The organism is Curtobacterium sp. USHLN213, from assembly GCF_037144815.1.
Classification (GTDB): domain Bacteria; phylum Actinomycetota; class Actinomycetes; order Actinomycetales; family Microbacteriaceae; genus Curtobacterium.
In genome coordinates this window covers 168,482-193,020 of record NZ_JBBCYQ010000003.1, presented here as the reverse complement: position 1 = coordinate 193,020, position 24,539 = coordinate 168,482, and the positions used below count along the sequence as shown (strand labels likewise).

22 protein-coding genes and 1 pseudogene are annotated in these 24,539 nt (G+C 71.4%); 19 read left to right on the top strand and 4 right to left on the bottom strand.

What is annotated here, in order from left to right:
- Nucleotides 1-46: 46 nt before the first annotated feature.
- Nucleotides 47-1,672 (top strand): annotated as a pseudogene (locus tag WFH25_RS19355) (ComEC/Rec2 family competence protein); the annotation flags it as partial.
- A gap of 371 nt (nt 1,673-2,043) precedes the next feature.
- On the top strand, nt 2,044-3,063 hold the full coding sequence (holA, locus tag WFH25_RS05505) for a DNA polymerase III subunit delta (RefSeq protein ID WP_071294815.1): 1,020 nt from the start codon (nt 2,044-2,046) through the stop codon (nt 3,061-3,063).
- 266 nt (nt 3,064-3,329) lie between these two features.
- Here the strand turns inward: holA and rpsT are convergent, their stop codons facing one another.
- Complete coding sequence (rpsT, locus tag WFH25_RS05500) at nt 3,330-3,590, bottom strand: 30S ribosomal protein S20 (RefSeq protein WP_070418682.1); 261 nt, start codon at nt 3,588-3,590, stop codon at nt 3,330-3,332.
- Nucleotides 3,591-3,781: 191 nt separating this feature from the next.
- Here rpsT and WFH25_RS05495 point away from each other — a divergent pair, with 191 nt between their 5' ends.
- On the top strand, nt 3,782-4,966 hold the full coding sequence (locus tag WFH25_RS05495; protein WP_336697057.1) for a pyridoxal phosphate-dependent aminotransferase: 1,185 nt from the start codon (nt 3,782-3,784) through the stop codon (nt 4,964-4,966).
- 70 nt (nt 4,967-5,036) lie between these two features.
- Nucleotides 5,037-6,884 (top strand): translation elongation factor 4, encoded by a 1,848-nt coding sequence (gene lepA / locus WFH25_RS05490; RefSeq protein WP_071294816.1) that lies wholly within the window; start codon nt 5,037-5,039, stop codon nt 6,882-6,884.
- A gap of 9 nt (nt 6,885-6,893) precedes the next feature.
- On the opposite strand, the gene WFH25_RS05485 is transcribed toward lepA, so the two are convergent.
- The gene (locus WFH25_RS05485) at nt 6,894-7,382 is read right to left on the bottom strand and encodes a hypothetical protein (protein ID WP_071294817.1); all 489 of its coding nucleotides are present in this window, start codon (nt 7,380-7,382) and stop codon (nt 6,894-6,896) included.
- A gap of 133 nt (nt 7,383-7,515) precedes the next feature.
- On the opposite strand from WFH25_RS05485, the gene WFH25_RS05480 reads away from it, so the two are divergent.
- Nucleotides 7,516-8,163: a DUF1990 family protein gene (locus tag WFH25_RS05480; RefSeq protein ID WP_336697056.1), complete on the top strand. Its 648-nt coding sequence runs from the start codon at nt 7,516-7,518 to the stop codon at nt 8,161-8,163.
- A 10-nt stretch (nt 8,164-8,173) separates the two neighbouring features.
- Here WFH25_RS05480 and WFH25_RS05475 read toward each other — a convergent pair whose 3' ends face one another.
- Complete coding sequence (locus WFH25_RS05475; RefSeq protein ID WP_336697055.1) at nt 8,174-8,884, bottom strand: HAD family hydrolase; 711 nt, start codon at nt 8,882-8,884, stop codon at nt 8,174-8,176.
- 28 nt (nt 8,885-8,912) lie between these two features.
- On the opposite strand from WFH25_RS05475, the gene hemW reads away from it, so the two are divergent.
- Nucleotides 8,913-10,130, top strand: coding sequence for a radical SAM family heme chaperone HemW (hemW, locus tag WFH25_RS05470; RefSeq protein ID WP_071294875.1), 1,218 nt, complete (start codon nt 8,913-8,915; stop codon nt 10,128-10,130).
- A 1-nt stretch (nt 10,131) separates the two neighbouring features.
- Here hemW and WFH25_RS05465 read toward each other — a convergent pair whose 3' ends face one another.
- Nucleotides 10,132-10,521 carry a DUF4870 domain-containing protein gene (locus tag WFH25_RS05465; RefSeq protein ID WP_070418687.1) on the bottom strand — a complete coding sequence of 130 codons (390 nt, stop codon included), beginning with the start codon at nt 10,519-10,521 and terminating at the stop codon, nt 10,132-10,134.
- A 108-nt stretch (nt 10,522-10,629) separates the two neighbouring features.
- Here WFH25_RS05465 and hrcA point away from each other — a divergent pair, with 108 nt between their 5' ends.
- The 13 genes from hrcA (at nt 10,630) to leuA (ending at nt 24,340) form a co-directional block, all read left to right on the top strand.
- Nucleotides 10,630-11,646: a heat-inducible transcriptional repressor HrcA gene (gene hrcA, locus WFH25_RS05460; RefSeq protein WP_071301979.1), complete on the top strand. Its 1,017-nt coding sequence runs from the start codon at nt 10,630-10,632 to the stop codon at nt 11,644-11,646.
- 128 nt (nt 11,647-11,774) lie between these two features.
- Nucleotides 11,775-12,887: a molecular chaperone DnaJ gene (gene dnaJ, locus WFH25_RS05455; protein ID WP_336697054.1), complete on the top strand. Its 1,113-nt coding sequence runs from the start codon at nt 11,775-11,777 to the stop codon at nt 12,885-12,887.
- A complete protein-coding gene (locus WFH25_RS05450) occupies nt 12,887-13,636 on the top strand; it encodes a 16S rRNA (uracil(1498)-N(3))-methyltransferase (RefSeq protein WP_336697053.1) in 750 nt (249 codons plus the stop codon). The genes dnaJ and WFH25_RS05450 overlap by 1 nt, the downstream gene beginning before the upstream one ends.
- Before the next feature lie 50 nt (nt 13,637-13,686).
- Nucleotides 13,687-14,040 (top strand): histidine triad nucleotide-binding protein, encoded by a 354-nt coding sequence (locus tag WFH25_RS05445; RefSeq protein WP_070418691.1) that lies wholly within the window; start codon nt 13,687-13,689, stop codon nt 14,038-14,040.
- Nucleotides 14,030-15,169, top strand: a complete 1,140-nt coding sequence (locus tag WFH25_RS05440; RefSeq protein WP_070418692.1) for a PhoH family protein — start codon at nt 14,030-14,032, stop codon at nt 15,167-15,169. The genes WFH25_RS05445 and WFH25_RS05440 overlap by 11 nt, the downstream gene beginning before the upstream one ends.
- Entirely contained in the window at nt 15,166-15,627 is a 462-nt protein-coding gene (gene ybeY, locus WFH25_RS05435; RefSeq protein WP_079235757.1) for an rRNA maturation RNase YbeY, read from the top strand. Before WFH25_RS05440 ends, ybeY begins: the two co-directional genes overlap by 4 nt.
- Before the next feature lie 4 nt (nt 15,628-15,631).
- The gene (locus WFH25_RS05430) at nt 15,632-16,954 is read left to right on the top strand and encodes a hemolysin family protein (protein WP_336697052.1); all 1,323 of its coding nucleotides are present in this window, start codon (nt 15,632-15,634) and stop codon (nt 16,952-16,954) included.
- Nucleotides 16,951-17,889 carry a GTPase Era gene (gene era, locus WFH25_RS05425; RefSeq protein WP_070418695.1) on the top strand — a complete coding sequence of 313 codons (939 nt, stop codon included), beginning with the start codon at nt 16,951-16,953 and terminating at the stop codon, nt 17,887-17,889. The genes WFH25_RS05430 and era overlap by 4 nt, the downstream gene beginning before the upstream one ends.
- 68 nt (nt 17,890-17,957) lie before the next feature.
- Entirely contained in the window at nt 17,958-19,205 is a 1,248-nt protein-coding gene (locus WFH25_RS05420; protein ID WP_336697051.1) for a sensor histidine kinase, read from the top strand.
- A complete protein-coding gene (locus tag WFH25_RS05415) occupies nt 19,202-19,876 on the top strand; it encodes a response regulator (protein WP_071294824.1) in 675 nt (224 codons plus the stop codon). The genes WFH25_RS05420 and WFH25_RS05415 overlap by 4 nt, the downstream gene beginning before the upstream one ends.
- 149 nt (nt 19,877-20,025) lie before the next feature.
- On the top strand, nt 20,026-20,778 hold the full coding sequence (locus WFH25_RS05410; protein WP_071294825.1) for an ABC transporter ATP-binding protein: 753 nt from the start codon (nt 20,026-20,028) through the stop codon (nt 20,776-20,778).
- Nucleotides 20,775-22,175 carry an ABC transporter permease gene (locus WFH25_RS05405; protein WP_261647238.1) on the top strand — a complete coding sequence of 467 codons (1,401 nt, stop codon included), beginning with the start codon at nt 20,775-20,777 and terminating at the stop codon, nt 22,173-22,175. The genes WFH25_RS05410 and WFH25_RS05405 overlap by 4 nt, the downstream gene beginning before the upstream one ends.
- Nucleotides 22,176-22,570: 395 nt before the next feature.
- Complete coding sequence (leuA, locus tag WFH25_RS05400; protein ID WP_336697050.1) at nt 22,571-24,340, top strand: 2-isopropylmalate synthase; 1,770 nt, start codon at nt 22,571-22,573, stop codon at nt 24,338-24,340.
- The last annotated feature ends 199 nt before the right edge of the window (nt 24,341-24,539 follow it).

Genomic DNA, 24,539 nt, shown 5'->3' with positions numbered 1-24,539 from the left:
GCTCGACCGGGACCTCGCGGCTGGTGACCGGTCGGTCGTCGGCACCATGGTGCGCGCGGGGGACGTCGACGGACTGCGCGTGCCGGTGCGGGTCGTCCCCGCAGCGCAGGGCGCGCCCGAGACCGTCGCTGCAGGGAGTCGGGTGCACGGGGTGGCGACGCTCCAAGCGGACGAGCCGGGGAACACGACGTCGTTCGTGGCGTTCCTGCGCGGTGAGGTCCGGACCGAGCCGCCGACGGGACTCCTCGCGGCCACCGATCGGGCGCGCCGAGCGTTCGTGTCCGCGAGCGCGACCCTGCCGGAACCCGGCGCCTCGTTGTTGCGCGGTCTGGCGATCGGCGACCGGAGCGGACTCGACCCCGCGACCGAGGCAGCGATGGAGACCTCGGCGCTCACTCACCTGACCGCCGTGTCCGGCGCGAACTGCGCGGTGATCGTGGGACTCGTGGTCGTGCTGGGGCGGGTCGTCGGCCTCCCGCGAGCAGGTCGGGCGGTGGTGGCGATCGCGCTCCTGCTGGCGTTCGTGGTGCTGGTCCGTCCGGACCCCTCGATCGTGCGGGCGACGGTGATGGCGGTGGTCGTGCTCGTGGTGCACCTCGCGGGACGTCCGGTGCGCGGGGTCCCGCTGATCGCCCTCGCCGTGGTCGGGATGCTCGTCGTCGACCCCTGGTACGCCCGGTCGTTCGCATTCGCCCTGTCGGTGCTCGCGACGAGTGGGATCGTGGTCCTCGGTCCGCCGCTGACGGCGCTGTTCGCACGACGGATGTGGACGCCGGTGGCGGCAGCGCTCGCGATCCCCGTCGCGGCGCAGCTCGCCTGCTGGCCGGTCACGATCCCGTTGTCGGCCACGTTCCCGACCTACGCTGTCCCGGCGAACCTGCTGACCGAGCCGCTCGCGCCGATCGTCACGGTGGTCGGGCTCGCCGCGTGCCTGACCGCGCCGCTGTGGCCGTGGGGCGGTTCGGTGCTCGCCGCGGTGGCGTGGGCACCCGCCAGCGCGATCGGAGGCGTCGCGCACGGAGCGGCTGCGCTCCCGTACGCCGCCGCGCCCTGGCCAGCCGGCGTGCTCGGGGTGGTCGGCGCTGCCGTCGTGAGCGCCTCGGTCGCGGTGGCGGTCCTCGCGCCCCGAGCGGTCCGCTTCCGCCTGCTCCTCGCCGCGTGCACGGTCGCAGCGGTCGGGATCGTGGCCGTCGCCGTGCCACGACTCGTCGTGCGCGCGGGGCTGCCCGGCGACTGGGCCGTCGCCGCGTGCGACGTGGGACAGGGGGACGCGGTGCTCGTCCGCGGCGGGAGCGGCACCGCACTGGTGGACGTCGGCGACGATCCGGAGCGTCTCAGCGCCTGCCTGGACCTCCTCGGCGTCGATCGAGTCGACCTGCTCGTACTGACGCACTTCGACCGGGACCACGTCGGTGCGGTCGCGTCGGTCGCGGACCGTGTGACGACCGCGCTCGTCGGGCCGACGGGTCGGGCAGAGGACGAGCGCGTCCTCCGGTCGCTCGTCGACGCCGGCATCGACGTCCGCACGGCCGACGACACGACGTCGGGCACGCTCGGGCCGCTCCGGTGGCGGGTGGTGTGGCCGCGGTCGGGTGCGCGGGACGCCGGCAACGACGCGAGTCTGGTCCTCCGCACGGAACCCGGGCCGGGCTGCACGTCGTGTGTCGCCGGGCTGTTCCTCGGAGACCTGGGGGAGACCGCGCAGCGCCGGCTCCGCAGTGTCCTGGCGTCCCGGGCCGACACCGGAGCGCAGGCCCGGCCCGGGACCACGATCGAGGTCGTGAAGGTGGCGCACCACGGTTCGGCCGACCAGGACCCGGTGCTCTACCGCGAGACCGCGGCCGCGATGGGGCTCATCGGCGTCGGTGCGGACAACACGTACGGCCACCCGACCCGCTCGGCGCTGGACGTGCTTGAGGCCGCGGGCACCCGCGCGTACCGGACCGACCAGCAGGGGACCGTGGTCGTCGGACGGGACGGACCCGACGCCCTCCGGGTGTGGACGGAGCGTTCGGCGTCAGCGGTCGCCCGTAGGATCGAGGCATGGCCGCCAAGAAGCCCGTCCGCGCCGCAGCGAAGATCGACCAGGTGCCCTGGTCGGGCATCCGCCCTGCGCCGGTGGTGCTCGTCACGGGGCCCGAGACCTTCCTCGCCGAGCGAGCGAGCAGCGTCCTGCGTGACCTGCTCCTGGGCGAGGACCCCGCGCTCGAGGTGCACGACCTCGAAGCCGACCAGTACGCTCCCGGCCTCCTCGCCACCCTCGCGAGTCCGTCCCTGTTCGGCGAGCCCCGGTTGGTCCGGGTCACCAACGTCGAGAAGTGCACCGACGCGTTCATCACCGAGACCATCTCGTACCTCGGTGCCCCGGCGGACGACGTCACGCTCGTGCTGCGCCACGGTGGGGGAGTGCGCGGCAAGAAGCTGCTCGACACGATCCGCAGCGGTGTCGGCGGGGGCGTCGAGGTGCAGTGCGACGAGCTCAAGCGCGAGACCGACCGGATCGACTTCGTCACGGCGGAGTTCCGCGCTGCCCGACGGAAGATCGCGCCCTCGGCGGTGCGCACCCTCGTCGCGGCGTTCGCGGACGACCTGGCCGAGCTCGCGGCCGCGTGCCGGCAGCTCCTCGCGGACGAGGCAGCCGAGATCACGGACAAGGTGGTCGACAAGTACTACGGCGGCCGCGTCGAGACGAACGCGTTCAAGGTCGCCGACATCGCACTCGCCGGCCGTTCGGCTCCGGCGATCGTCGAGTTGCGGCACGCGCTCTCGACGGGCGAGGCTCCGGTGCCGATCGTGGCGGCGTTCGCGTCGAAGATCCGCACGATGGCGAAGGTCAGTGCCTTCCGCGGGCCGAGCGGTCAGGCCGCCTCGGCGCTCGGCATGGCGCCGTGGCAGGTGCAGCGGGCACAGCGTGACGTCGCGGGGTGGAGCGAGTCCGGGCTCGCGAACGCGATCATCAGCATCGCCGAGGCCGACACCGCGGTGAAGGGTGGCTCGCGCGACGCGCACTACGCGCTCGAGGTCATGGTCCGCACCATCGCCCGGCGCGGCGAGGCGCGCTGAGGCGAGCCGCGCCTCCTGAACTGCGCACGCGACGCGATTCGGACGGCACCGCACGCTCGTTGCGACGTACTGCGTGTCGATCGACACGCAGCATGTCGAAACGCGCGTGTCACGCCGCCAGGCGCCGCGCGCCGCCCGCCGCCCGCCGCGCGCCAGGCGCCCCGCGCCGCGCCCCGCGCCGCGCGCCGCGCCCCGCGCGCCCCGCGCACGCAAACAGGCCCCGCACCGAACGGTGCGGGGCCTGTTCGACCAGAAGGGTCAGTGCGTCAGAGCGACGCGACCTTCTTCGCGATGGCCGACTTGCGGTTCGCGGCCTGGTTCTTGTGGATGACGCCCTTGCTCACGGCCTTGTCGAGCTTCTTCGACGCGAGGGTCAGGGCCGCGACGGCCTTGTCCTTGTCGCCGGCGACGACGGCCTCGTTCGTGTGACGGATGACCGTCTTGAGCTCCGAACGGTAGGCCTTGTTGCGCTCCTGGGCCTTGAGGTTGGTCTTGATGCGCTTCATCTGCGACTTGATGTTCGCCATGCGTGTTGCTCCTTGATCGTCTCTACGGGTGGTCGCGACCGCTGGGTAGAGGGGCCCTTGGTCGCATCGCGTTCCACCCGTGGGCGGGGAACGCGGAAGCCAGCCACCAACATTACCAGGCCGGAGCGTCTGGACCAAAGCACCGAAACGCCGAAACCGTGCCGCAACAACCGTTCGCTACCGTGACGAGCATGCCATCGCTCGCGCCCCGCATCGAGACCGTCCCCGCCTCCGGCATCCGCCGGGTGTTCGAGCAAGCCGCCCGCATGCAGGCCGAGCAGACGGACCAGGCGACCGGCACGGACATCGCGATGCTCGTCATCGGCGAACCCGACGTGCCCGTCGCGGCGCACATCGGCGAGGCCGCCCGGCGCGCATGGACCGAGGACCGCACCGACTACACCCCGAACGGTGGCATCGCCCCGCTTCGGGAGGCCATCCGCGACAAGCTCCGCCGCGAGAACCGGATCGAGGTCGACGTCGAGCAGATCTGGATGACGATCGGCGCGACGCAGGCGCTCTTCCAGGCGATGACCCTCGTGCTGAGCCCCGGCGACGAGGTCCTCGTGCCGGACCCCGGCTACACGACCTTCACGATGAACGCCCACATCATCGGAGCGACGCCGGTGCCGTACCGGCTCGAGCCGCAGCACGGGTTCGAGCCCGACCTGCAGGCCCTCGAGGCGAGCATCACCGAGCGGACCCGCGCCCTCGTCGTGAACTCGCCGTCGAACCCGCTCGGCTCGGTGTTCGGCGAGCAGACCCTCCGCGACCTGCTCGCCCTGGCGAAGCGGCACGACCTCTGGGTGATCAGCGACGAGGTCTACGAGTACTTCACCTACGGCACGCGCCACGTCAGCCTGGCGAGCCTCGACGAGGACGACCGTGTCTTCACCGTCTTCTCGCTGAGCAAGACCTACGCGATGACGGGCGTCCGTGTCGGGTACCTCGTCACGCCGAAGGGGCTCGGCCCGACGATGCGGACGACCCAGGAGGCGATGATCAGCTGCGTCGCCGAACCCGACCAGTGGGCGGCCCTCGCGGCGATCGTGGGGGACCACTCCGCCGTGCAGGACGCCCGCGAGCACTACCGCGCCAACCTCGGCGTCGCGAAGGAGGTGCTCGACGCCGCTGGCATCCACTACCTCGACCCGCGGGGCGCCTTCTACCTGTGGATCGACATGTCCCACGCCTCGCAGGGCGACGTCGCGGAGTGGGCGCTCGGGTTCCTCCAGCGGGAGCGGGTCGCCGTGGCGCCCGGGAGCGCGTTCGGCCGGACCGGCGAGGGCTGGATCCGTGTCTGCCTCGCGGCGACGCCGGCGGACCTGCGCCGCGGACTGGGTGCGCTGCCGGCGCCGGAGCACGCCGTGGTCTGACCGGACGTGCGCGCCGCCGCCGCGCGGACGTGGGACAATCGTTCGACCGTCCGACCCACCCCGAGGAACCGTGAGCCCACAAGCATCCGCGCCGCTCGAGCCCGCCTCGACCCCGGCCGACGCGATCCGCAACTTCTGCATCATCGCGCACATCGACCACGGCAAGTCCACGCTGGCCGACCGCATGCTGCAGATCACCGGCATCGTCGAGGACCGCGCCATGCGTGCGCAGTACCTCGACCGCATGGACATCGAGCGCGAGCGCGGCATCACGATCAAGTCCCAGGCGGTGCGCATGCCGTGGGAGCTCGACGGGCAGACGTACGCCCTCAACATGATCGACACGCCCGGTCACGTGGACTTCTCGTACGAGGTGTCCCGGTCGCTCGCGGCGTGCGAGGGAGCGATCCTCCTGGTCGACGCGGCGCAGGGCATCGAGGCCCAGACGCTCGCCAACCTCTACCTGGCGCTCGAGAACGACCTCGAGATCATCCCGGTCCTCAACAAGATCGACCTGCCGGCGGCCGAGCCGGAGAAGTACGCGGCCGAGCTCGCCCAGCTCATCGGCGGCTCGCCGGACGACGTCCTGCGCGTGTCCGGCAAGACCGGCGTGGGCGTGGCCGAACTGCTCGACCGGGTCGTCGGCTCCGTGCCGGCCCCCGTGGGCGACGTGGACGCTCCGCCCCGCGCGATGATCTTCGACTCGGTCTACGACAGCTACCGCGGCGTCGTGACCTACGTGCGGATGGTGGACGGCACGATCCACCCGCGCGAGAAGGTCCAGATGATGTCGACCAAGTCGACGCACGAGATCCTCGAGATCGGCGTGTCCGCGCCCGAGCCGAAGCCGACGAAGGGCCTCTCCGTCGGCGAGGTCGGCTACCTCATCACCGGGGTGAAGGACGTCCGCCAGTCGAAGGTCGGCGACACGGTCACGACGGCGCAGAAGCCCGCGACCGAGGCGCTGGCCGGGTACACCGACCCGAAGCCGATGGTTTTCTCGGGCCTGTACCCGATCGACGGCTCCGACTACCCCGACCTCCGCGAGGCGCTCGACAAGCTCAAGCTGTCCGACGCCGCCCTCGTGTACGAGCCGGAGACGTCGGTGGCGCTCGGCTTCGGCTTCCGCTGCGGCTTCCTCGGCCTGCTCCACCTCGAGATCATCACCGAGCGCCTCAGCCGCGAGTTCGGGCTCGACCTCATCACCACGGCTCCGAGCGTGATCTACGAGGTCACGAACGAGGACAACACCGTGACCGAGGTCACGAACCCGTCCGAGTTCCCCGGCGGTCGCATCGTCGAGGTCCGCGAGCCGATGGTCCGTGCGGCCATCCTCGCGCCGAAGGACTACGTGGGCGCGATCATGGAGCTGTGCCAGTCGCGCCGCGGATCGCTGCTCGGCATGGAGTACCTCGGCGAGGACCGCGTCGAGATCCGGTACGAGATGCCCCTCGGCGAGATCGTCTTCGACTTCTTCGACCAGCTGAAGAGCAAGACCCAGGGTTACGCATCGCTCGACTACGAGCCCACGGGGGACCAGGCGGCCGACCTCGTGAAGGTCGACATCCTGCTCCAGGGCGAGCAGGTCGACGCGTTCAGCGCGATCGTGCACCGCGACAAGGCGTACGCCTACGGCACGCTGATGACCGAGCGCCTGCGCAAGCTCATCCCGCGCCAGCAGTTCGAGGTCCCGATCCAGGCCGCCATCGGCGCCCGGATCATCGCCCGCGAGAGCATCCGGGCGATGCGCAAGGACGTCCTCGCGAAGTGCTACGGCGGTGACATCACCCGCAAGCGCAAGCTCCTCGAGAAGCAGAAGGAGGGCAAGAAGCGCATGAAGATGGTGGGTCGCGTCGAGGTCCCGCAGGAAGCCTTCATCGCGGCGCTCTCCGGCGACGTCGAAGAGAAGAAGAAGTAGCGGAGCGCGTCAGACGCGGCGGGCGCGAGCCCGCAACGCTGCCAGGCCCAGTGCCGGGAGGCTCGCCGCGGCCAGTCCCGCGAGTGCGGTCCGCAGGATGACGAGTCCGGCAGCCGTGTCGTAGTCGGCCTGCGCCGCCGCGGCGAACCCGGCCACGACCGACCCGACCACCATCGCCAGCGTGCAGAACCCGAGCACGTAGGGCAGCCGGCGTGCCGAGTGTCGGCGCACCGCGAGCACGAGCGTCACCCCGAACAGGAGCACTCCCGCTCCGGCGCTGCATGCCCCGAACGCGGCGATGGCGTTCGCGGTGTCGAACACGTCGACGTCCCCCGGCGGCGTCGTGACGTACCGGGAGGGAGCGCCGAGGCCGGCCGTCGCCCACTCGACCGCGGCCCGTGCCGTCGCCGCCAGTCCGAACGCCGCGAGCGTCAGGACGGCGAACGCGGCCGTCGTGCGGTCGACGGACCGCGCGCGAGCGAGGGGGGAGCGGGGCACGCACCCACGATAGGGGCGTGTCGGACGGGTGTCGGGCCTCCAGTTCGGGGCGCGCGGAAAGCGGACCGCCGGTTGCGCACCCGAGGGCGACTCGGTTCGATCCGGGGGACGAGTCCCCAGTACAGTGGGCCGCATGAGTACCCGCGGGAGCTACCGGACCGCCCTGACGTACGGAGCCGTGGGTGCGACCCAGGCGCCGGACCTCATGACGTACCCGCCGGAGGGGTTCGCCCCGTCCGAGTCGCGCTCCCGGATCGGCCACGGCGACCAGCGCTTCGAGACCGCGGTGACCCAGGCCCTGACCTGGCAGATCCAGGAGCGCAGCGGGATCCGCGTGCACGTCGAGGAACAGCCCGACGACGACGAGGTCCGCTACAACCCGGTGACCTTCGACGAGGACGGCGTGCCGATCGCCCCGGCCTCGATCGGGACGCCCCGGGTGGAGAAGTTCGCCCCGGACGGCACGCCGCTCGTGACGGCGGGGACGAGCGCGACGCTGACGATGCACGCGTTCGGCCAGACGGTGCAGGCGCCGGTCCGGGTCGTCTCGATCATCGACGAGACCGACCGCAAGGGCTTCGCGTACGGCACGCTCGAGGGGCACCCGCTCTCGGGTGAGGAGTCCTTCGTCGTCGAACGGACCCCGGACGGCTCGGTGTGGTTGCAGATCCGGCAGTTCTCGCAGCCGTCGAGCCGGAAGTGGCAGTTCGTGGCCCCGTTGCTCCGTCGGCAGCAGCGGGTGATGGCGCAGAGGTACCTCGAAGCGCTCCGCGGCGACTAGGTCCGCTCGGCTAGGAGTCCTCGCCGACCGGGCGGAGCGGCGGCAGCGCCGCGATGGCGTCCTCGATCAGCGACGCGTCGTCGACGCAGTTCCGGGCGATCGTCACGGCACCCGTGGCGCGGAGCGCTTCGACGTCGAACACTCCGGTCGCCACCGCGAGGAACGGGATCCCGACGGCCTCGGCCGCCTCGCCGTCCCGCGGGGTGTCCCCGACGATGACGGCCCGGCTGCCCGCGAGGGCCTCGGCGGCACGCGCGGTCACCCCGCTGCGCTCGACCTCGGCATCGCCGAAGTACGAGTGCTCCCAGTCGAACGCGTCCACGTCGAACCCGGCGCCCTGCAGCTTCACGCGGGCGCGGTAGGGGGAGTTGCCGGTCAGCAGTCCGTTGCGCCAGCCGAGCTCGGCGAACCGTTGGACGAGGGCGATCGCGCCCGGCGCCGGGCTCCGGTGGTCGCCGGACACGTGCCGTTCCTCGGTCAGGTCGTGCAGGTGGCGGCTCACGGTGGGGATGAGCGAGTCGTCCAGGTCGTGGGCCCGGACGTGCTCGGCGATGAGCCCGGCGTCGGTGCGGCCGTGCTGGTGCCCGACGCGGAGGACGAGGTCGCGACCCACCGCCCGCTCGAGCGCGAGGTGGTAGAGGTTGCCCGGCGAGGAGGCGTTCATCACGAGGGTGCCGTCGATGTCCCACAGCACCGTGGTGGGGACGGGGTGGTGCTCCATGCCTCCATCATGACGGACAATGGAGTCCATGCCGAGTGCTCTCCCGATCGCCGATCCCGCACCAGCGGACGGGCTGCTCTCGCCCGCGGCCGGAGCCGGTGACGTCCCGTTCGGCGTCTACGTGCACGTGCCGTTCTGCCGCGTGCGGTGCGGCTACTGCGACTTCAACACCTACACGGCGTCCGAGCTCCGCGGGGTCCGGCGCGACGACTACGCCGGGCACGCCGTGCAGGAGATCCGCTTCGCGGCGGACGTCCTCGACCGCTCCGGCGTCCCGCGGCGACCGGTGTCGACGGTGTTCTTCGGCGGGGGGACGCCGACGATGCTGCCGGCGTCCGACCTCGTGATGATCCTGCGGGCGATCGACGACACCTGGGGCATCCTGCCCGGGGCCGAGGTCACGACCGAGGCGAACCCGGACTCCGTCGACGAGTCGTCCCTGGCGACGCTGCGCGCCGGTGGGTTCACCCGTGTGAGCTACGGCATGCAGTCCGCGGTGCCGCACGTGCTCGCGACGCTCGACCGGACGCACGACCCCGAGCGCGTGCCGCTCGTCGTGGACGCCGCGAAGCAGCAGGGGCTCGACGTCTCGCTCGACCTCATCTACTCGACGCCGGGCGAGTCCCTCGACGACTGGCGCACCTCGCTGGACGCGGCCCTGGCGTGTGCGCCCGACCACGTCTCGGCGTACTCGCTCATCGTCGAGGACGGCACCGCGATGGGCCGGATGGTCGCACGCGGCGAGCTGCCGGCGCCGGACGACGACCTCGCGGCGGACATGTACGAGCTGGCCGACCAGGTCCTCGGCGACGCCGGGTACTCCTGGTACGAGGTCTCGAACTGGTCCCGCGGCGACCACCACGCGAGCCGGCACAACCTGTCCTACTGGAAGGGCCACGACTGGTGGGGCGTCGGCCCGGGCGCGCACTCCGCGGTCGCCGGCACCCGCTGGTGGAACGTGAAGCACCCGGCCGCGTACGCGAACCGGGTGCTGCAGGGCGAGTCGCCCGCGGCCGGCCGCGAGACCCTCGACGACGAGACCCGGTACGTCGAGCGCGTGCTGCTCGCCGCGCGGGTCCGCGGTGAGCTGGCGACGAGCGAGCTGGGCCAGGAGGCACGGGGCCGGGTCGCCGGCCTCATCGCACGTGGTCTCGTGGACGGGTCGGCCGCGGTGCGGGGACGGATCGAGTTGACCCTGCGGGGTCGCCTGCTCGCGGACGCGGTGGTCCGCGAGCTGCTCGACTGAGCTACTGCTTGATGAACTCGATCGAGAGCGGGTAGCGGTAGAACTGCCCGCGGTTGGCGGCGACGGCGGCCATGATCCCGAAGATGATCGTCAGGATCCCGATCACCGGCAGGAGCACCGCGCCGATCAGCACGATGGTCAAGAGGCCCGCGGCGACGTAGGCGATCGCCATCGTGATGTGGAAGTTCAGTGCCACGCGCGTGTGCTCGCGGATGAAGCCGCCGCGATCGCGCAGGACGAGGTAGGCCACGAGCGGCGCGACGAAGTTGAAGAAGATCCCGCCGATGTGCGTGAGCGTGGCCCAGAGGCGCTGGTCCTCGGGCGACATGGGCTGGGGCGGCTGGTACCCGCCCGGGAACTGGGGGCCACCGGGCTGCTGTCCGTAGGTCATGGCGGAAGCGTACTGGCAGGCGTGTGGAGAAGTCCCGGTCCGTCGGTGGTCGGGCGTAGGATCAGCAGTCGACACGTCCGAGTGCCAGATCGAGTGGAAGGGGTCCGGGTGGTCAGCGAACGCAGCCTCGAGGTCCTCAAGGCCATCGTGCGGGACTACGTCGCGTCGCGCGAGCCGGTCGGTTCGAAGACGATCGTCGAGCGGCACGCCTTCGGGGTCAGCGCCGCCACGATCCGGAACGACATGGCCCAGCTCGAGGACGAGCAGCTCATCGCGGCACCGCACACCTCGTCCGGTCGCGTCCCCACCGACAAGGGGTACCGCGTCTTCGTCGACCACCTCGCCGGCGCGCGGCCGCTGTCCAGCGCCCAGCGGCACGCGATCGAGACGTTCCTCGGGGCGCCGAACGACCTCGACGAGGTCCTCGGCCGCACGGTCCGGCTGCTCAGCCAGCTCACGAACCAGGTCGCCCTCGTGCAGTACCCCTCGATGGTGCGCGCGCGTGTCCAGCACATCGAGCTCGTCCGCCTCGGCGACAACCGCCTGATGGTCGTGCTCATCACCGACACCGCCCGGGTCGAGCAGCGCGTCGTCGAGACCGACGTGGCGCTCGACGAGGGCTCGCTCACCGAACTCCGCACGGTGGTGAACGGCGCCAGCGTCGGACTGCTGCTGCAGGACGTCTCGACGGCGCTCCGCGCGGTGCCGCAGCAGATCCGCCCCGACGCCCAACCGCTCGCCGGGGTCGTCGTCGCGACCCTCATCGAGCAGGTCGCCGCCAACCGGCAGGACCGCCTGGTGATGGCCGGTGCGGCGAACCTCGCCAAGAGCGAGCAGGACTTCTCGGGCGGGCTCTTCCCCGTGCTCGAGGCGATCGAGGAACAGGTGACCCTGCTCCGCCTGTTCGGTGAGATGCAGATCGACGACGGCGTCGCGGCGCGCATCGGCGTGGAGAACGCCGAGTACGGGCTCGACGCGACGAGCATCGTCGCCGGCGGGTACCTGGCCGGCGGCGAACTCGCCCGGCTCGGCGTGCTCGGGCCGACCCGGATGGACTACGGCACGAACATGGCCGCCGTGCGCGCCGTCGCACGGTACCTGTCCAAACTCCTGGGTGAACATTGACCAGGTGCCCACGCGACTGAGCGAGCCGGTCCCGACGGGGCGACCCGCGCCTCCAGGCCCACCGACGACCACCAGAACCGCGGCGACCGCCGCACCCGACCGACCGAACCGAACCGACTGAGGGATACGTGGCAGACCACTACGACGTCCTCGGCGTCCAGAAGGACGCCTCCGATGCCGACATCAAGAAGGCGTACCGCCGTCTGGCGCGCGAACTGCACCCGGACGTGAACCCGAGCCCCGACGCGGCCGAGCGCTTCAAGGACGTGACGCACGCGTACGACGTGCTGAGCGACCCCGAGCAGCGCCGCCGGTACGACGCCGGGCCCCAGGCCGACAGCCCCTTCGGTGGCGGAGCCCGCGGGTTCAGCGACATCTTCGACGCGTTCTTCGGTGGCGGTGGCGGCGGCGGTCGTGGCAACGGCCCGCGCAGCCGTGCCGAGCGCGGGCAGGACGCCCTGCTCCGCATCGACGTCGACCTCGACGAGGTCGTCTTCGGTACCCACAAGGACGTCGAGGTCGACACCGCGGTGCTGTGCGAGACGTGCGGCGGTTCCTGCTGCGCGCCGGGCACGAGCCCGCAGACGTGCGACATCTGCGGCGGCACCGGCCACATCCAGCGCCAGGTCCGCTCGCTCCTCGGCAACGTCGTGACGAGCGCGCCCTGCGGTACCTGCCGCGGGTACGGCACCGTCATCCCGAACCCGTGCCCGACGTGCCAGGGCCAGGGACGCGTCCGCGCCCGCCGCACGGTGCCGGTGGACGTCCCCGCCGGCGTCGACTCCGGGCTCCGCCTGCAGATGCCCGGCCAGGGCGAGGTCGGCCCGGCCGGCGGCCCCTCCGGTGACCTCTACCTCGAGATCCGGGTGCGCCACCACGACGTGTTCAGCCGCGACGGGGACGACCTGCTCGCCACGCTCGAGGTCGCGATGACCGACGCCGTGCTCGGGACGACCACGACGATCGACGGGCTCGACGGCCCGGTCGAGCTCGAGGTCCGGCCGGGTGTGCAGAGCGCCGACGTCCTCGTGATCAAGGACCGCGGCATCACGAAGCTCCGGGGCAACGGTCGCGGCGACCTCCGGGTCGGTGTGCAGGTCGTGACGCCGACGAAGCTCTCGCACAAGGAACGGCAGCTCGTCGAGCAGCTCGCGAAGTCGCACAAGGCCGCGAAGCCGCAGCTCGCCCGCTTCCAGCAGGGCATGTTCGGCAAGCTCCGCGACCGGTTCTTCAACTTCTGATGGCATCGCTCTACCTCGTCGGGTCGCTCGACGGCGTCACGGTCGGCGACACCGTCCCGCTCGACGGGGCGGAGGGACGCCACGCCGTCACGGTCGCCCGGGTCCGGGTGGGGGAGACGCTGCGCCTGTCCGACGGTCGTGGCACCGTCGTGACCGGGGCCGTGACCGCGCTCGGGCGGGACACGCTCTCGTTGGCGGTGTCCACGGTCGCCGTCGACGGCGCACCCACACCGACGCTCACGCTCGTGCAGGCGCTCGCGAAGGGCGGCCGCGACGAGATGGCGGTGCAGGCGGCGACCGAGATCGGTGTCGACCGGATCGTGCCGTGGTCGGCGGCCCGCAGCGTTTCCCGCTGGGACGGCGCGAAGGTCGAGAAGGGCCGCGCACGCTGGACGGCGATCGCGCACGAGGCGTCGAAGCAGGCGATCCGTTCCCGGGTGCCCGTCGTCGACGCGCCGGTGACGACCGGGCAGCTCGCGGCTCCGGCTCCCGGAGCGGCCGACGGTGCTCGCGCCGTCCTCGTGCTGGACCCGGTCGGCGACGTCCGGCTCTCCGAGTGGGAACCGCCGAGCGACGTCGCCGAGATCGTGCTCGTCGTCGGACCCGAGGGCGGCATCGACGGCTCCGAGTTCGACCGGCTGGTGGCCGCGGGCGCCGTCCGGGTCCGCCTCGGCGACACGGTGCTCCGGACGTCCACCGCCGGCCCGGCCGCGCTCGCGGTCCTCCAGACGCGGCTCGGTCGCTGGTAGCGCCCGGATCGGGAAGGCGTGGCGTCGGTACCGCGTTCTACGATGGAGCCATGAGCACCAGCACGCCCAGCATCTTCTCCCGGATCATCGCGCGCGAGATCCCGGCGACCGTCGTCGCCGAGGACGACCGCGTGATCGCCATCGAGGACATCGCGCCGAAGGCACCCGTCCACGTGCTCGTCATCCCCAAGACCGAGCAGTACCGGAACGTCACCGAGCTCGCTGCCGGTGACCCGGACCTCCTCGCCCACCTGGTCGCCACCGCGCAGCGCATCGCCGACGAGCGCGCCGGCGGCCAGTACCGACTCGTCTTCAACACCGGCGAAGCCGCCGGTCAGACCGTGTTCCACGTGCACGCGCACGTACTCGCAGGTGAACTGCAGGAAGGCACCCTTGCCGGCTAACGAACCAGCACCCACCCCGGCCGACCCGACGGACGTCTCGGCCTCGATCCAGGTCGACGGCATCGCCATGGTGCAGCTGCTCGGCCCCCAGGACCGACTGCTCAAGACCGTCGAACGCCAGTACCCGGGCGTCCGCGTGCTCGTGCGTGGCAACGAGGTCACGCTGACCGGGCCCGAACGCGACGTCGCGCGCGCGCACGCCCTCGTCGACGAGCTCGTCGGCATGGTGAAGCGTGGACAGGACATCGGGCCGTCCGACATCCCCGTCTCCGCGAAGCTCCTCGACGAGGACCGCAAGCCGTCCGACACCTTCGGCACGCCGATCGTGTCGAGCCGCGGCAAGTCCGTGCGGCCGAAGACCGACGGGCAGCGGGCCTACGTCGACGCCATCGACGAGCACACGATCACCTTCGGCATCGGCCCCGCCGGTACCGGCAAGACGTACCTGGCGATGGCGAAGGCCGTCCAGGCGCTGCAGCGGCGCGAGGTCACCCGGATCATCCTGACGCGCCCCGCGGTCGAGGCCGGCGAGCGGCTCGGCTTCCTGCCGGGCACCCTCACCGACAAGATCGACCCGTACCTGCGCCCGCTCTACGACGCGCTCAACGAGATGATGGACCCCGAGCTGGTCCCGAAGCTCCTGGCCGCCGGCACGGTCGAGGTGGCCCCGCTGGCGTACATGCGCGGACGCACGCTGAACGACTCGTTCGTTGTCCTCGACGAGGCGCAGAACACGACGCCCGAGCAGATGAAGATGTTCCTGACGCGGCTCGGGTTCGGCTCGAAGATGGTCGTCACGGGTGACATCACCCAGGTCGACCTGCCGGGCAACCTGTCCGGGCTCCGGCTCGTCACGCGCATCCTCGGCGAGGTCGACGACATCCACTTCGCTCGCCTCGGCAGCGAGGACGTCGTCCGCCACACGCTCGTCGGGCGGATCGTGGACGCCTACACCGTCTACGACGAGGAACGCCTCGCCGAGCAGTCCGGGTACCGCCCGGGCGGCCGGGGCAGCGCCGCCACGCCGAACCCCGCCGGTGCGAACCGCGCCGAGCGACGGGGGCGTCCGCCGCAGGACCGCCAGCGCTCCCCGTACCCCCAGAACGACTCCCGAGGAGGGAACCGGTGAGCATCGAGCTCAACAACGAGTCCGGCGTCGAGGTCGACGAGGCAGCCATCCAGCGCCTCGCCGCCTTCGCGCTCGACGCGCTCCACGTCCACGCCGATGCGGAGCTCGCGATCGTGCTCGTCGACGAGGGCGCGATGGAGCAGCTGCACGTCCGGTGGATGGACGAACCCGGGCCGACCGACGTCCTGAGCTTCCCGATGGACGAACTCCGTCCGGGCACCGAGGACGAACCGACGCCCGCCGGGCTGCTCGGCGACATCGTGCTCTGCCCGCAGGTGGCCGAGGAACAGGCGAAGACCGCCGGGCACTCGAGCACCGACGAGATGCTCCTGCTGACCTGCCACGGCATCCTGCACCTGCTCGGGTTCGACCACGCCGAGCCGGACGAGAAGGCGGAGATGTTCGGGCTGCAGGGCGAGATCCTCACGGCCTTCGCCGCCCAGCGCCGCGGGCGGTGAGCTGATGCTGCTCGTCGTCGGCCTGCTGGCGGTGGCGTTCGTGCTGGTCGTCGTCGGTGGCCTGCTCGCCGCGTCCGACGCCGCGCTCTCCGTCCTGTCCCGCGCCGACCTCGACGAGATCGCGCGGGAGAGCAAGCACCGCCGCGCCATCGAGGCGGTCGGCGACGACGTCGGGGCGCACGTCAACGCGCTCAACTTCTTCCGGGTGCTCGCCGAGACCGCCGCCGCCGTGCTCGTCACGATCGCACTCGTGATGGTCTTCGACACGTGGTGGGTCGCGCTCATCGTGGCCGCCGCGATCATGACCGCGGTGTCGTTCGTCCTCGTCGGGTCCAGCCCGCGCAGCGTCGGTCGCGCGCACGCCGAACGGCTCATCGCGACCACGGGCGGGCTCGTCCGGGCCGTGCGCATCGTGCTCGGTCCGCTCGCCGGCCTGCTCGTGGCGATCGGCGACCGCGTCACGCCCGGGCGCGGGGGCAGTGCCTCGACGGTGTCGAGCGAGGAGCAGCTGCTGTCGCTCGTCGACGAGGCCACCGAGAGCAACGTCCTCGAGCAGGACGACCGCGAGCTCATCCACTCGGTCTTCGAGTTCAGCGACACCCTCGTGCGCGAGGTGATGGTGCCGCGCACCGACATGCTCACCGTCGACGGTTCGGACACCCTCGCGAGCGGCATGGAGCAGTTCCTCGCCGCGGGCGTCTCCCGCATGCCCGTCACCGGCAAGGGCAGCGACGACGTACTCGGGGTCCTCTACCTGCGCGACGTCGCCCGGGCCCTGTACGAGCGCCCGGGGTCCGGTACCAAGCGGGTCACGACGCTCCTGCGCCCGGCGGAGTTCGTGCCGGAGTCGAAGGCCGCCGACGACACCCTGCGCCACATGCAGGTCGCGAAGAACCACCTCGTGCTCGTCGTCGACGAGTACGGCGGCGTCGCCGGGCTCGTCACGATGGAAGACCTCATCGAGGAGCTCGTCGGCGACATCTCGGACGAGTACGACCGCGCCGTGGTCGACCGGGTCGAGGTCGAGCCGGGCGTCTGGCGGATCTCCGCCCGACTGCCGATCGACGACCTCGGCGACCTGTTCGGCATCGAGCTCGAGGACGACGACGTCGACACCGCCGGCGGGCTGCTCACCAAGGAGCTCGGCCACCTGGCGATCAGCGGTGACAGCGTCACCGTGTCCGGCGTCGTGCTCACGGCCGACCGGGTCGAGGGCAAGCGCCGCCACCTCATCACCGTGCTCGCCGAGCGCACGCCCGGACTCGCGGACGTCGAGGACGCCTTCGACGACGCAGAATCCACCACGACGGGAACCACGCACGCATGACCGACACCACGCCAGCCACCGCCGGACCGACCGAGCCGTACCGCGCCGGGTTCGTCTCGTTCGTGGGGCGCCCGAACGTCGGGAAGTCCACGCTGACGAACGCGCTCGTCGGCCAGAAGGTCGCGATCACCTCGTCGAAGCCGCAGACCACCCGCCGCGCCATCCGCGGGATCGTGCACCGACCGAACGGCCAGGTCATCATCGTCGACACCCCCGGCGTGCACCGACCGCGCACCCTGCTCGGCGAGCGGCTGAACGACCTCGTGCAGTCCACCCTCGGGGACGTCGACGTCATCGGGCTCTGCGTCCCGGCGAACGAGCCGATCGGCCCCGGCGACCGGTTCATCAACGACACGCTGGACCAGTACCCGCGTGCGAAGAAGGTCGCCATCGTCACGAAGATCGACCGGGCCGCCAAGGACAAGGTCGGGGAGCAACTGCTCGCGGTGTCGAAGCTGCGTGAGTGGGACGCCATCGTGCCGACCTCGGGCACGAGGGGACTGCAGCTCGAGGACCTGCTCGGCGTGATCACGTCGCTGCTGCCCGAGTCACCCCAGCTCTACGACGACGCCGCGGTGACCGAGGAGACCGACGAGGAGCGGATCGGCGAACTCATCCGCGAAGCCGCGCTCGAGGGCGTGCGCGACGAGCTGCCGCACTCGCTCGCCGTCGTGATCGAGGACGTCGTCGAGCCAGACGAGGACGACGAACCGGACGGCCCGCTGCGTATCTTCGCGAACCTCTTCGTCGAGCGGGACAGCCAGAAGGCGATCGTCATCGGCCGCAAGGGGGAGCGCCTCAAGGACGTCGGGTCGCGGGCCCGCACCGAGATCGAGGCGCTGCTCGGCGGCCGCCACGTGTACCTCAACATCCGGGTGAAGGTCGCGAAGGAGTGGCAGCGCGACCCGAAGCAGCTCGGGCGACTGGGCTTCTGACCCGACCGTCTGCTGACGTCAACCTGGAGGCGGACGCGCACCGCGCCTCCTGGACGTACCGTGGTGTGGTGTTCCGTCCCATGCTGCGCGCGCAGGTGATCACCGACGTCGTGATCGCGGTCCTGCTCGGCGCGCTCGTGCTCGTCGTGACCGCACGGGGGCTGGACTCGCCGTTCGCGCTCCTGACGGTCCTCGGCATGACGGCCGCGCTGGCGCTCCGGCGTCTGTCGCCGGGGCTCGCGCTCGGTGTGGCGTGGGTGTTCGCCGTCCTCGAGATGGTCACCCTGCAGATGCCCGACCTGTCGAACGCGTTCATCGCCGGGGTGGTCTACTCGACGAGCCGCTACGGCAGCCGGCGCGTCCGGCTGGCGGGCCTGGTGTCGTCGATCGTCGGTCCGGTGACGGCGGCCGTCTACCTCGGTCTCGACGACTACCGGCAGCGGCAGGGCATCGTGACGGCGACGACGCCCGAGCAGGAGTCGCTCAAGGTCGCGATCGCCTACTTCGCGATCGTGCTGCTGCTGCTCCTCCTGCCGTGGCTCGCCGGTCTCGTGCTCCGCACCCGGCGGTCGGCGAGCATGAGCCGAGAGGCCCAGCTCCTCGCCGAGCGCGACGCCGCACGGGCCGATCGGGCCGTCGCCGTGGAGCAGGAACGCGTCCGGATCGCCCGGGACATGCACGACATCGTCGCGCACTCGCTGGCGGTCGTGATCGCTCAGGCGGACGGCGCCCGGTACGCGCTGAAGGCGGATCCGGCGATCGCCGACGAAGCGCTCGGGACCATCTCGAGCACCGCGCGCCGTGCCCTCGGCGACGTGCGCGAACTGCTCGGTGCGTTGCGGCACGAGCAGGGCACCGCACCGACCCCGGAGATCGACGACATCGACCGGCTGATCGGCGAGATGCGTGGTGTCGGCCTCGACGTGCAGGTCGAGCGCGAGGGCGATTCGTCGGGCTTGCCGACCACGACACAGCTCGCCGTCTACCGGATCGTCCAGGAGAGCCTGACGAACGCGTGGAAGCACGGCGAGCCGAACACCCCGGTGCGCGCGAGCCTCACGTACCGCCCGGACACCGTCGAGATCACGGTCGTCAACCGGCGCGCCGACGACGGCACGCGCGGGCCCGGCACCGGACACGGGCTGGTCGGCATGCGCGAACGTGCCACCATGACCGGGGGGACGATGACCGCGGGACCGCGGGGCGACGACTTCGCGGTCGCGGTCCGGATGCCGTCCGTCCCCGCGAGCGGCCAGATGCCGCGCGGGCTCGTCCCGACCACACCCTCGACCCTCCAGGAGCGCACCGGCCGATGAACGACACCCCGATCCGCGTCGCGCTCGTCGACGACCAGGCCCTGTTCCGCACCGGCATCCGGATGCTCATCGACTCGCAGGCCGACCTGCAGTTCGTCGGCGAGGCCGGCGACGGTGCCGAGGGCGTGGAGCTCGTGCGGCGCGGGCGTCCCGACGTCGTGCTCATGGACGTCCGCATGCCGGTGATGGACGGCATCACCGCCACCGCCCGCATCGTCGAGGACAGCGGGACCGACGGCGCCAAGGTGCTCGTGCTCACCACGTTCGACTTCGACGAGGCCGCGGCGAAGGCCATCCGAGCCGGTGCCAGCGGCTTCGTGCTGAAGGACGCCGACCCGGAGTTCCTGCTCGCGGCGATCCGCACGGTGCACGCCGGGACCGCGGTGTTCGCGGCGTCGGCGACACGTGAGCTCCTCCGCCGCTACGAGGACACGAGCGAGCAGGCGGCCTCGGTGCCGGCCGCGTTCGCCGACCTGACGCCGCGCGAACGGGAGATCTTCGACCTGGCGGCGCGGGGCTTCAGCAACAGCGAGATCGCGCAGCACGAGTACGTGAGCGAGGCGACGGTGAAGACGCACATCTCGCGCGTCCTGACGAAGCTCGAGCTGCGGGACCGGGTGCGGCTCGTGGTGTTCGCGCACGAGCACGGTCTGGTCGCGAAGGCCGACTGACCGCGGCTGCGCGCTGCGGCTGCGCGCTGCGCGCTGACGGTCCGTCATCCGTCAGGATGACTTCTCCCCAGGCAGTGGAGCCGAGCGGACGATCCACAGGAGCCGATGGGCCGACGCGGGGCGTGCCTCCTGGCCGTCATCGTGGAGTCATGACCACGAGCAGCAGACCGATCATCCGTCTCGACCGCGTTTCGAAGCACTACGGCGATGCCGTGCGGCGGGTGACGGCGTTGGACGATGTGAGTGTCGACATCGGTGCGGGGGAGTTCACGGCGGTGATGGGGCCGTCGGGTTCGGGGAAGTCGACGTTGATGCACGTCGCGGCGGGGCTCGACCAGGTGTCGTCGGGTCGGATCTGGATCGACGGGGTGGACGTCACGGGGTTGGGTGACAGGGAGTTGACGGAGTTGCGGCGTCGTCGGTTGGGGTTCGTGTTCCAGTCGTTCAACCTGGTGCCGACGTTGGATGTGGCGGAGAACATCCGGTTGCCGTTCCTGTTGGGTGGGCACAAGGTGACTCGTGAGGAGTCGGCGTGGATCGATCGTCTCGTGGAGATGCTGGGGTTGGGGGATCGGTTGTCGCATCGTCCGCACCAGTTGTCGGGTGGGCAGCAGCAGCGGGTGGCGATCGCGCGGGCGTTGGCGTCGCGGCCGGCGGTGGTGGTCGCGGACGAGCCGACGGGGGCGTTGGATTCGCGGACGGGTCGTGATGTGTTGCAGATCTTGCGGGGTGCGGTGTCGGAGTGGGGGCAGAGCGTGGTGATGGTGACGCATGATCCGGTGGCTGCGGCGAATGCTGATCGGATCCTGTTCTTGGCGGATGGTCGTGTGGTGGGGGATCGTCCGGCGATGGATGCTGCGGCGATCTCGACCACGATGCTCGGGATGGAGACCGCAGCGTGAACGGCGTCCGCGCGTTCGCCCCGACCGTCCTCGTCGCGGCGCTCGGCACCACCTTCGGGTCGGCACTGGTCATCGCGCCGGGGATCGTCACCGAGGCCCTGGCGGCCTCCGGTCTCTCCGAGCTCGGCCCGGTGAAGGCGATCCTCTCGGTCGTCGGGTGGCTCTTCCTCGGCATCGCCCTCTACGTCGGTGCGATCGTCACGGCGAACACCTGCGCCACGCTCATCGCCGGGCAGACCCGCATCATCGCGCTGCAGCGGCTCGTCGGGGCGACCGGCGCCTCGTTGCGTGCACGGATCACCCGGACCGGCCTCGTCGTCGGGGTCCTCGGCGGTCTGATCGGGGCGGTCGTCGGCACGGGGCTCAGTGCGCTCTTCGTCGTCGTGCTGCGGGGCAACGGGTTCCTGCCGGACACCGCGTACACGATCGTGCCGTGGGAGCTCGTGCTCCCGGTCGTGGCGGTCGTCCTCGCGACCTGGGGTGCGTTCGCGGCCGGTTCGCGGCGGGTGCTCACCGTGACGCCGCTCGAGGCGCTCTCGTCGAGCGTCGAACCGAGTCACGACGACGTCCGCTCCGGGACCGCTCGGAAGGTCTGGGCGATCGTGCTCATGGCTGCGGGCGGCCTGCTCCTGCTCGTCGGGCTGCTCGCCAGCGGGCTCTCGCCCATCGCGGTCCTGCCGGCAGCGCTCGGGGGCTTCGTCTCCTTCGCCGGGGTGGCCGTCGGTGCGACGATCGTGATGCCGCCCGTGCTGCAGCTCATCGGACGCATCGGGGCCCGTGACCCCGTCGTCCTGCTCGCCGGCCGCAACGCCATGCGCGCACCCGGCCGGTCCGCACGGGCGACCATCGGGCTCGTCATCGGCGTCACCCTGCTCGTCACGTTCGCCGTGGCGCTCGGCATCATGCAGCACGTGCTCGGTGCCCAGCTGCAGGCCATGGACCAGGGGCAGATGACGAAGGAGATGCTCGAGGGGCAGCGTGACTTCTTCGTCCAGCTGAACGCCGTGGTGAGCGTCATCGTCGGGTTCTCCGCCGTGATCGCCGCGGTGGGGGTCGTGAACGCGCTCGCCCTCGGGGTGCTGCAGCGCCGGCGGGAGCTCGGGCTGCTGCGGGTGCTCGGGCTGACCGGGGCGCAGGTCCGACGGATGATCGTCACCGAGGCCGTCCAGATGGTCGTCGCAGCCGTCGTCACCGGGCTCGTGCTCGGCACCTTCTACGGGTGGGTCGGTGGGCAGACGTTGCTCGGTTCGCTCGGCTTCGCGACGACGCCGGTGCTGCCGCCGTTGACGGTGGGGATCGTGGTCGTGGGGGCGTTGGTCCTCGCGGTGGTCGCGACGATCGCGCCGGTGCGGCGTGCGATGCGGGTTCCGCCGACGGAGGCGCTGGCGGTCGACTGACCCGTCGCCCGCGGTCGCTCGGGTCGCCGGGTCGCCGAGATCGCACGATCCGCCGCTCGGGTCGGCCGAGGTCGCACGATCCGTCGCTCGGGTCGGCCGAGGTCGCACGAAGTGTCGCTCGCGGCGCCGGCAGGCGACGGTTCGTGCGACCTCGACGCCGCGGCCGCGGCACGTCGTGCGACCTCGACGCCCCGGCCGCCGGGTGCGGGTCGTGCGACCTCGGCGCCCCGCGACGGCTCGGTCTGTCACACGGACCGCCGCCGGTGCTACCGTGGACCCGATGTACTCGGCGCTCCTCCTCCTTCGCTGCCGCGACGAGGCCTGACACAACGGCCCACCTCGTCGCGGAGTCCGTCGTGGCCTGACCCACACCTGACGACGAAAGCGACGAAACGATGCAGAACACCCAGCGCCCCTCCGGGATGCCGATCCACAAGTACGTCCCGTTCCACGACCAGATCCGTGTCGACCTCCCGGACCGCACCTGGCCGACGAAGCGCATCGACAAGGCACCGCGGTGGTGCGCGGTCGACCTGCGCGACGGCAACCAGGCCCTGATCGACCCGATGGACTCCGAGCGCAAGCGCGCCATGTTCGACCTGCTCGTCCGCATGGGCTACAAGGAGATCGAGGTCGGGTTCCCGAGCGCCTCGCAGACCGACTTCGACTTCGTCCGCTCGCTCATCGACGAGGGCGCGATCCCCGACGACGTCACGATCCAGGTGCTGACCCAGGCGCGCGAGCACCTCATCAACCGCACGTACGAGGCGATCGACGGCGCGAAGCAGGCCATCGTGCACCTGTACAACTCGACGTCGATCGTCCAGCGCGAGGTCGTGTTCCGCACCGACGTGCAGGGCGTCGTCGACATCGCGGTGTCCGGCGCGAAGCTGTGCCGTGCGGCCGAGGCGACCCTGCAGCACGACACGAAGGTGTTCTACGAGTACTCGCCCGAGTCGTACACCGGCACCGAGCTCGAGGTCGCGGTCCAGATCTGCAACGCCGTGCTCGAGGTCTTCGAGCCGACGCCCGACCGCAAGGTGATCATCAACCTGCCGGCGACCGTCGAGATGGCGACGCCGAACGTCTACGCCGACTCGATCGAGTGGATGTCCCGCAACCTGGCCCACCGCGAGGACGTCATCCTCTCCCTGCACCCCCACAACGACCGCGGCACCGCCGTCGCGGCCGCAGAGCTCGGCTACATGGCCGGCGCCGACCGCATCGAAGGCTGCCTGTTCGGCAACGGTGAGCGCACCGGCAACGTCGACCTGGTCGCACTCGGCATGAACCTGTTCACGCAGGGGATCGACCCCGAGATCGACTTCTCGGACATCGACCAGATCAAGCGCACGGTCGAGTACTGCAACCAGCTGCCGGTGCCGGAGCGCCAGCCGTGGGCGGGCGACCTCGTCTACACGGCGTTCAGCGGCTCGCACCAGGACGCCATCAACAAGGGCTTCGAGGCCATGAAGGCCAAGGCCGCGGCCGCCGGCAAGGACATCGACGAGATCGCGTGGGCGGTGCCGTACCTGCCCGTCGACCCGAAGGACATCGGCCGCTCGTACGAGGCCGTGATCCGCGTCAACTCCCAGTCCGGCAAGGGCGGCGTCGCCTACCTGCTCAAGACGGACCACTCGATCGACCTGCCCCGCAAGCTGCAGATCGAGTTCTCCGGGGTCGTGCAGCAGCGCACCGACGCCGAGGGCGGCGAGTTCTCGTCCGAGCGCATCTGGGACCTCTTCCGCGACGAGTACCTGCCCGCGGCAGACGAGTCCGACAAGTGGGGCCGCTACGAGATCACGAAGACGGCGACGTCGAGCGACTTCGACGGCACGACGAAGCTCTCGGTCGCACTGCGCGTCGACGACGGCTCGATCACGTCCGACGCCGTCGGGACGGGCCCGATCGACGCGTTCCTCACGGTCATGCGGGAGCAGGGCGTCGACGTGACGCTCTACGACTACTCGGAGCACACGATGAGCGCCTCGGGTGACGCACAGGCCGCGTCCTACGTCGAGCTCGACGTCGACGGCGTCCGACTGTGGGGCGTCGGGATCGACGCCGACATCGCCACCGCGTCGCTCAAGGCGATCGTCTCGGCGGTCAACCGCGCGGTGCGTGCGGGGGCTGCGTCCGGCGCGTCCGAGCTGGTCTCGGCGTAACGCGTTCCGTCCAGGAGGCGCGGTGCGGGTCCGTCCCGCACCGCGCCTCCTGTGCGTGGTCGCGCTGGTGCGTGCGTGCGTGCGTGCGTGCGTGCGCGCCGCGAGCGGGACGTTTCTGTCCCGCTCGGCGGTGGCGAGCGGCGCCTTCCGCCCGCTCGGCGGACGTGAGCGGCGTGTCGCGCCCGCTCGGCGGCCGGCC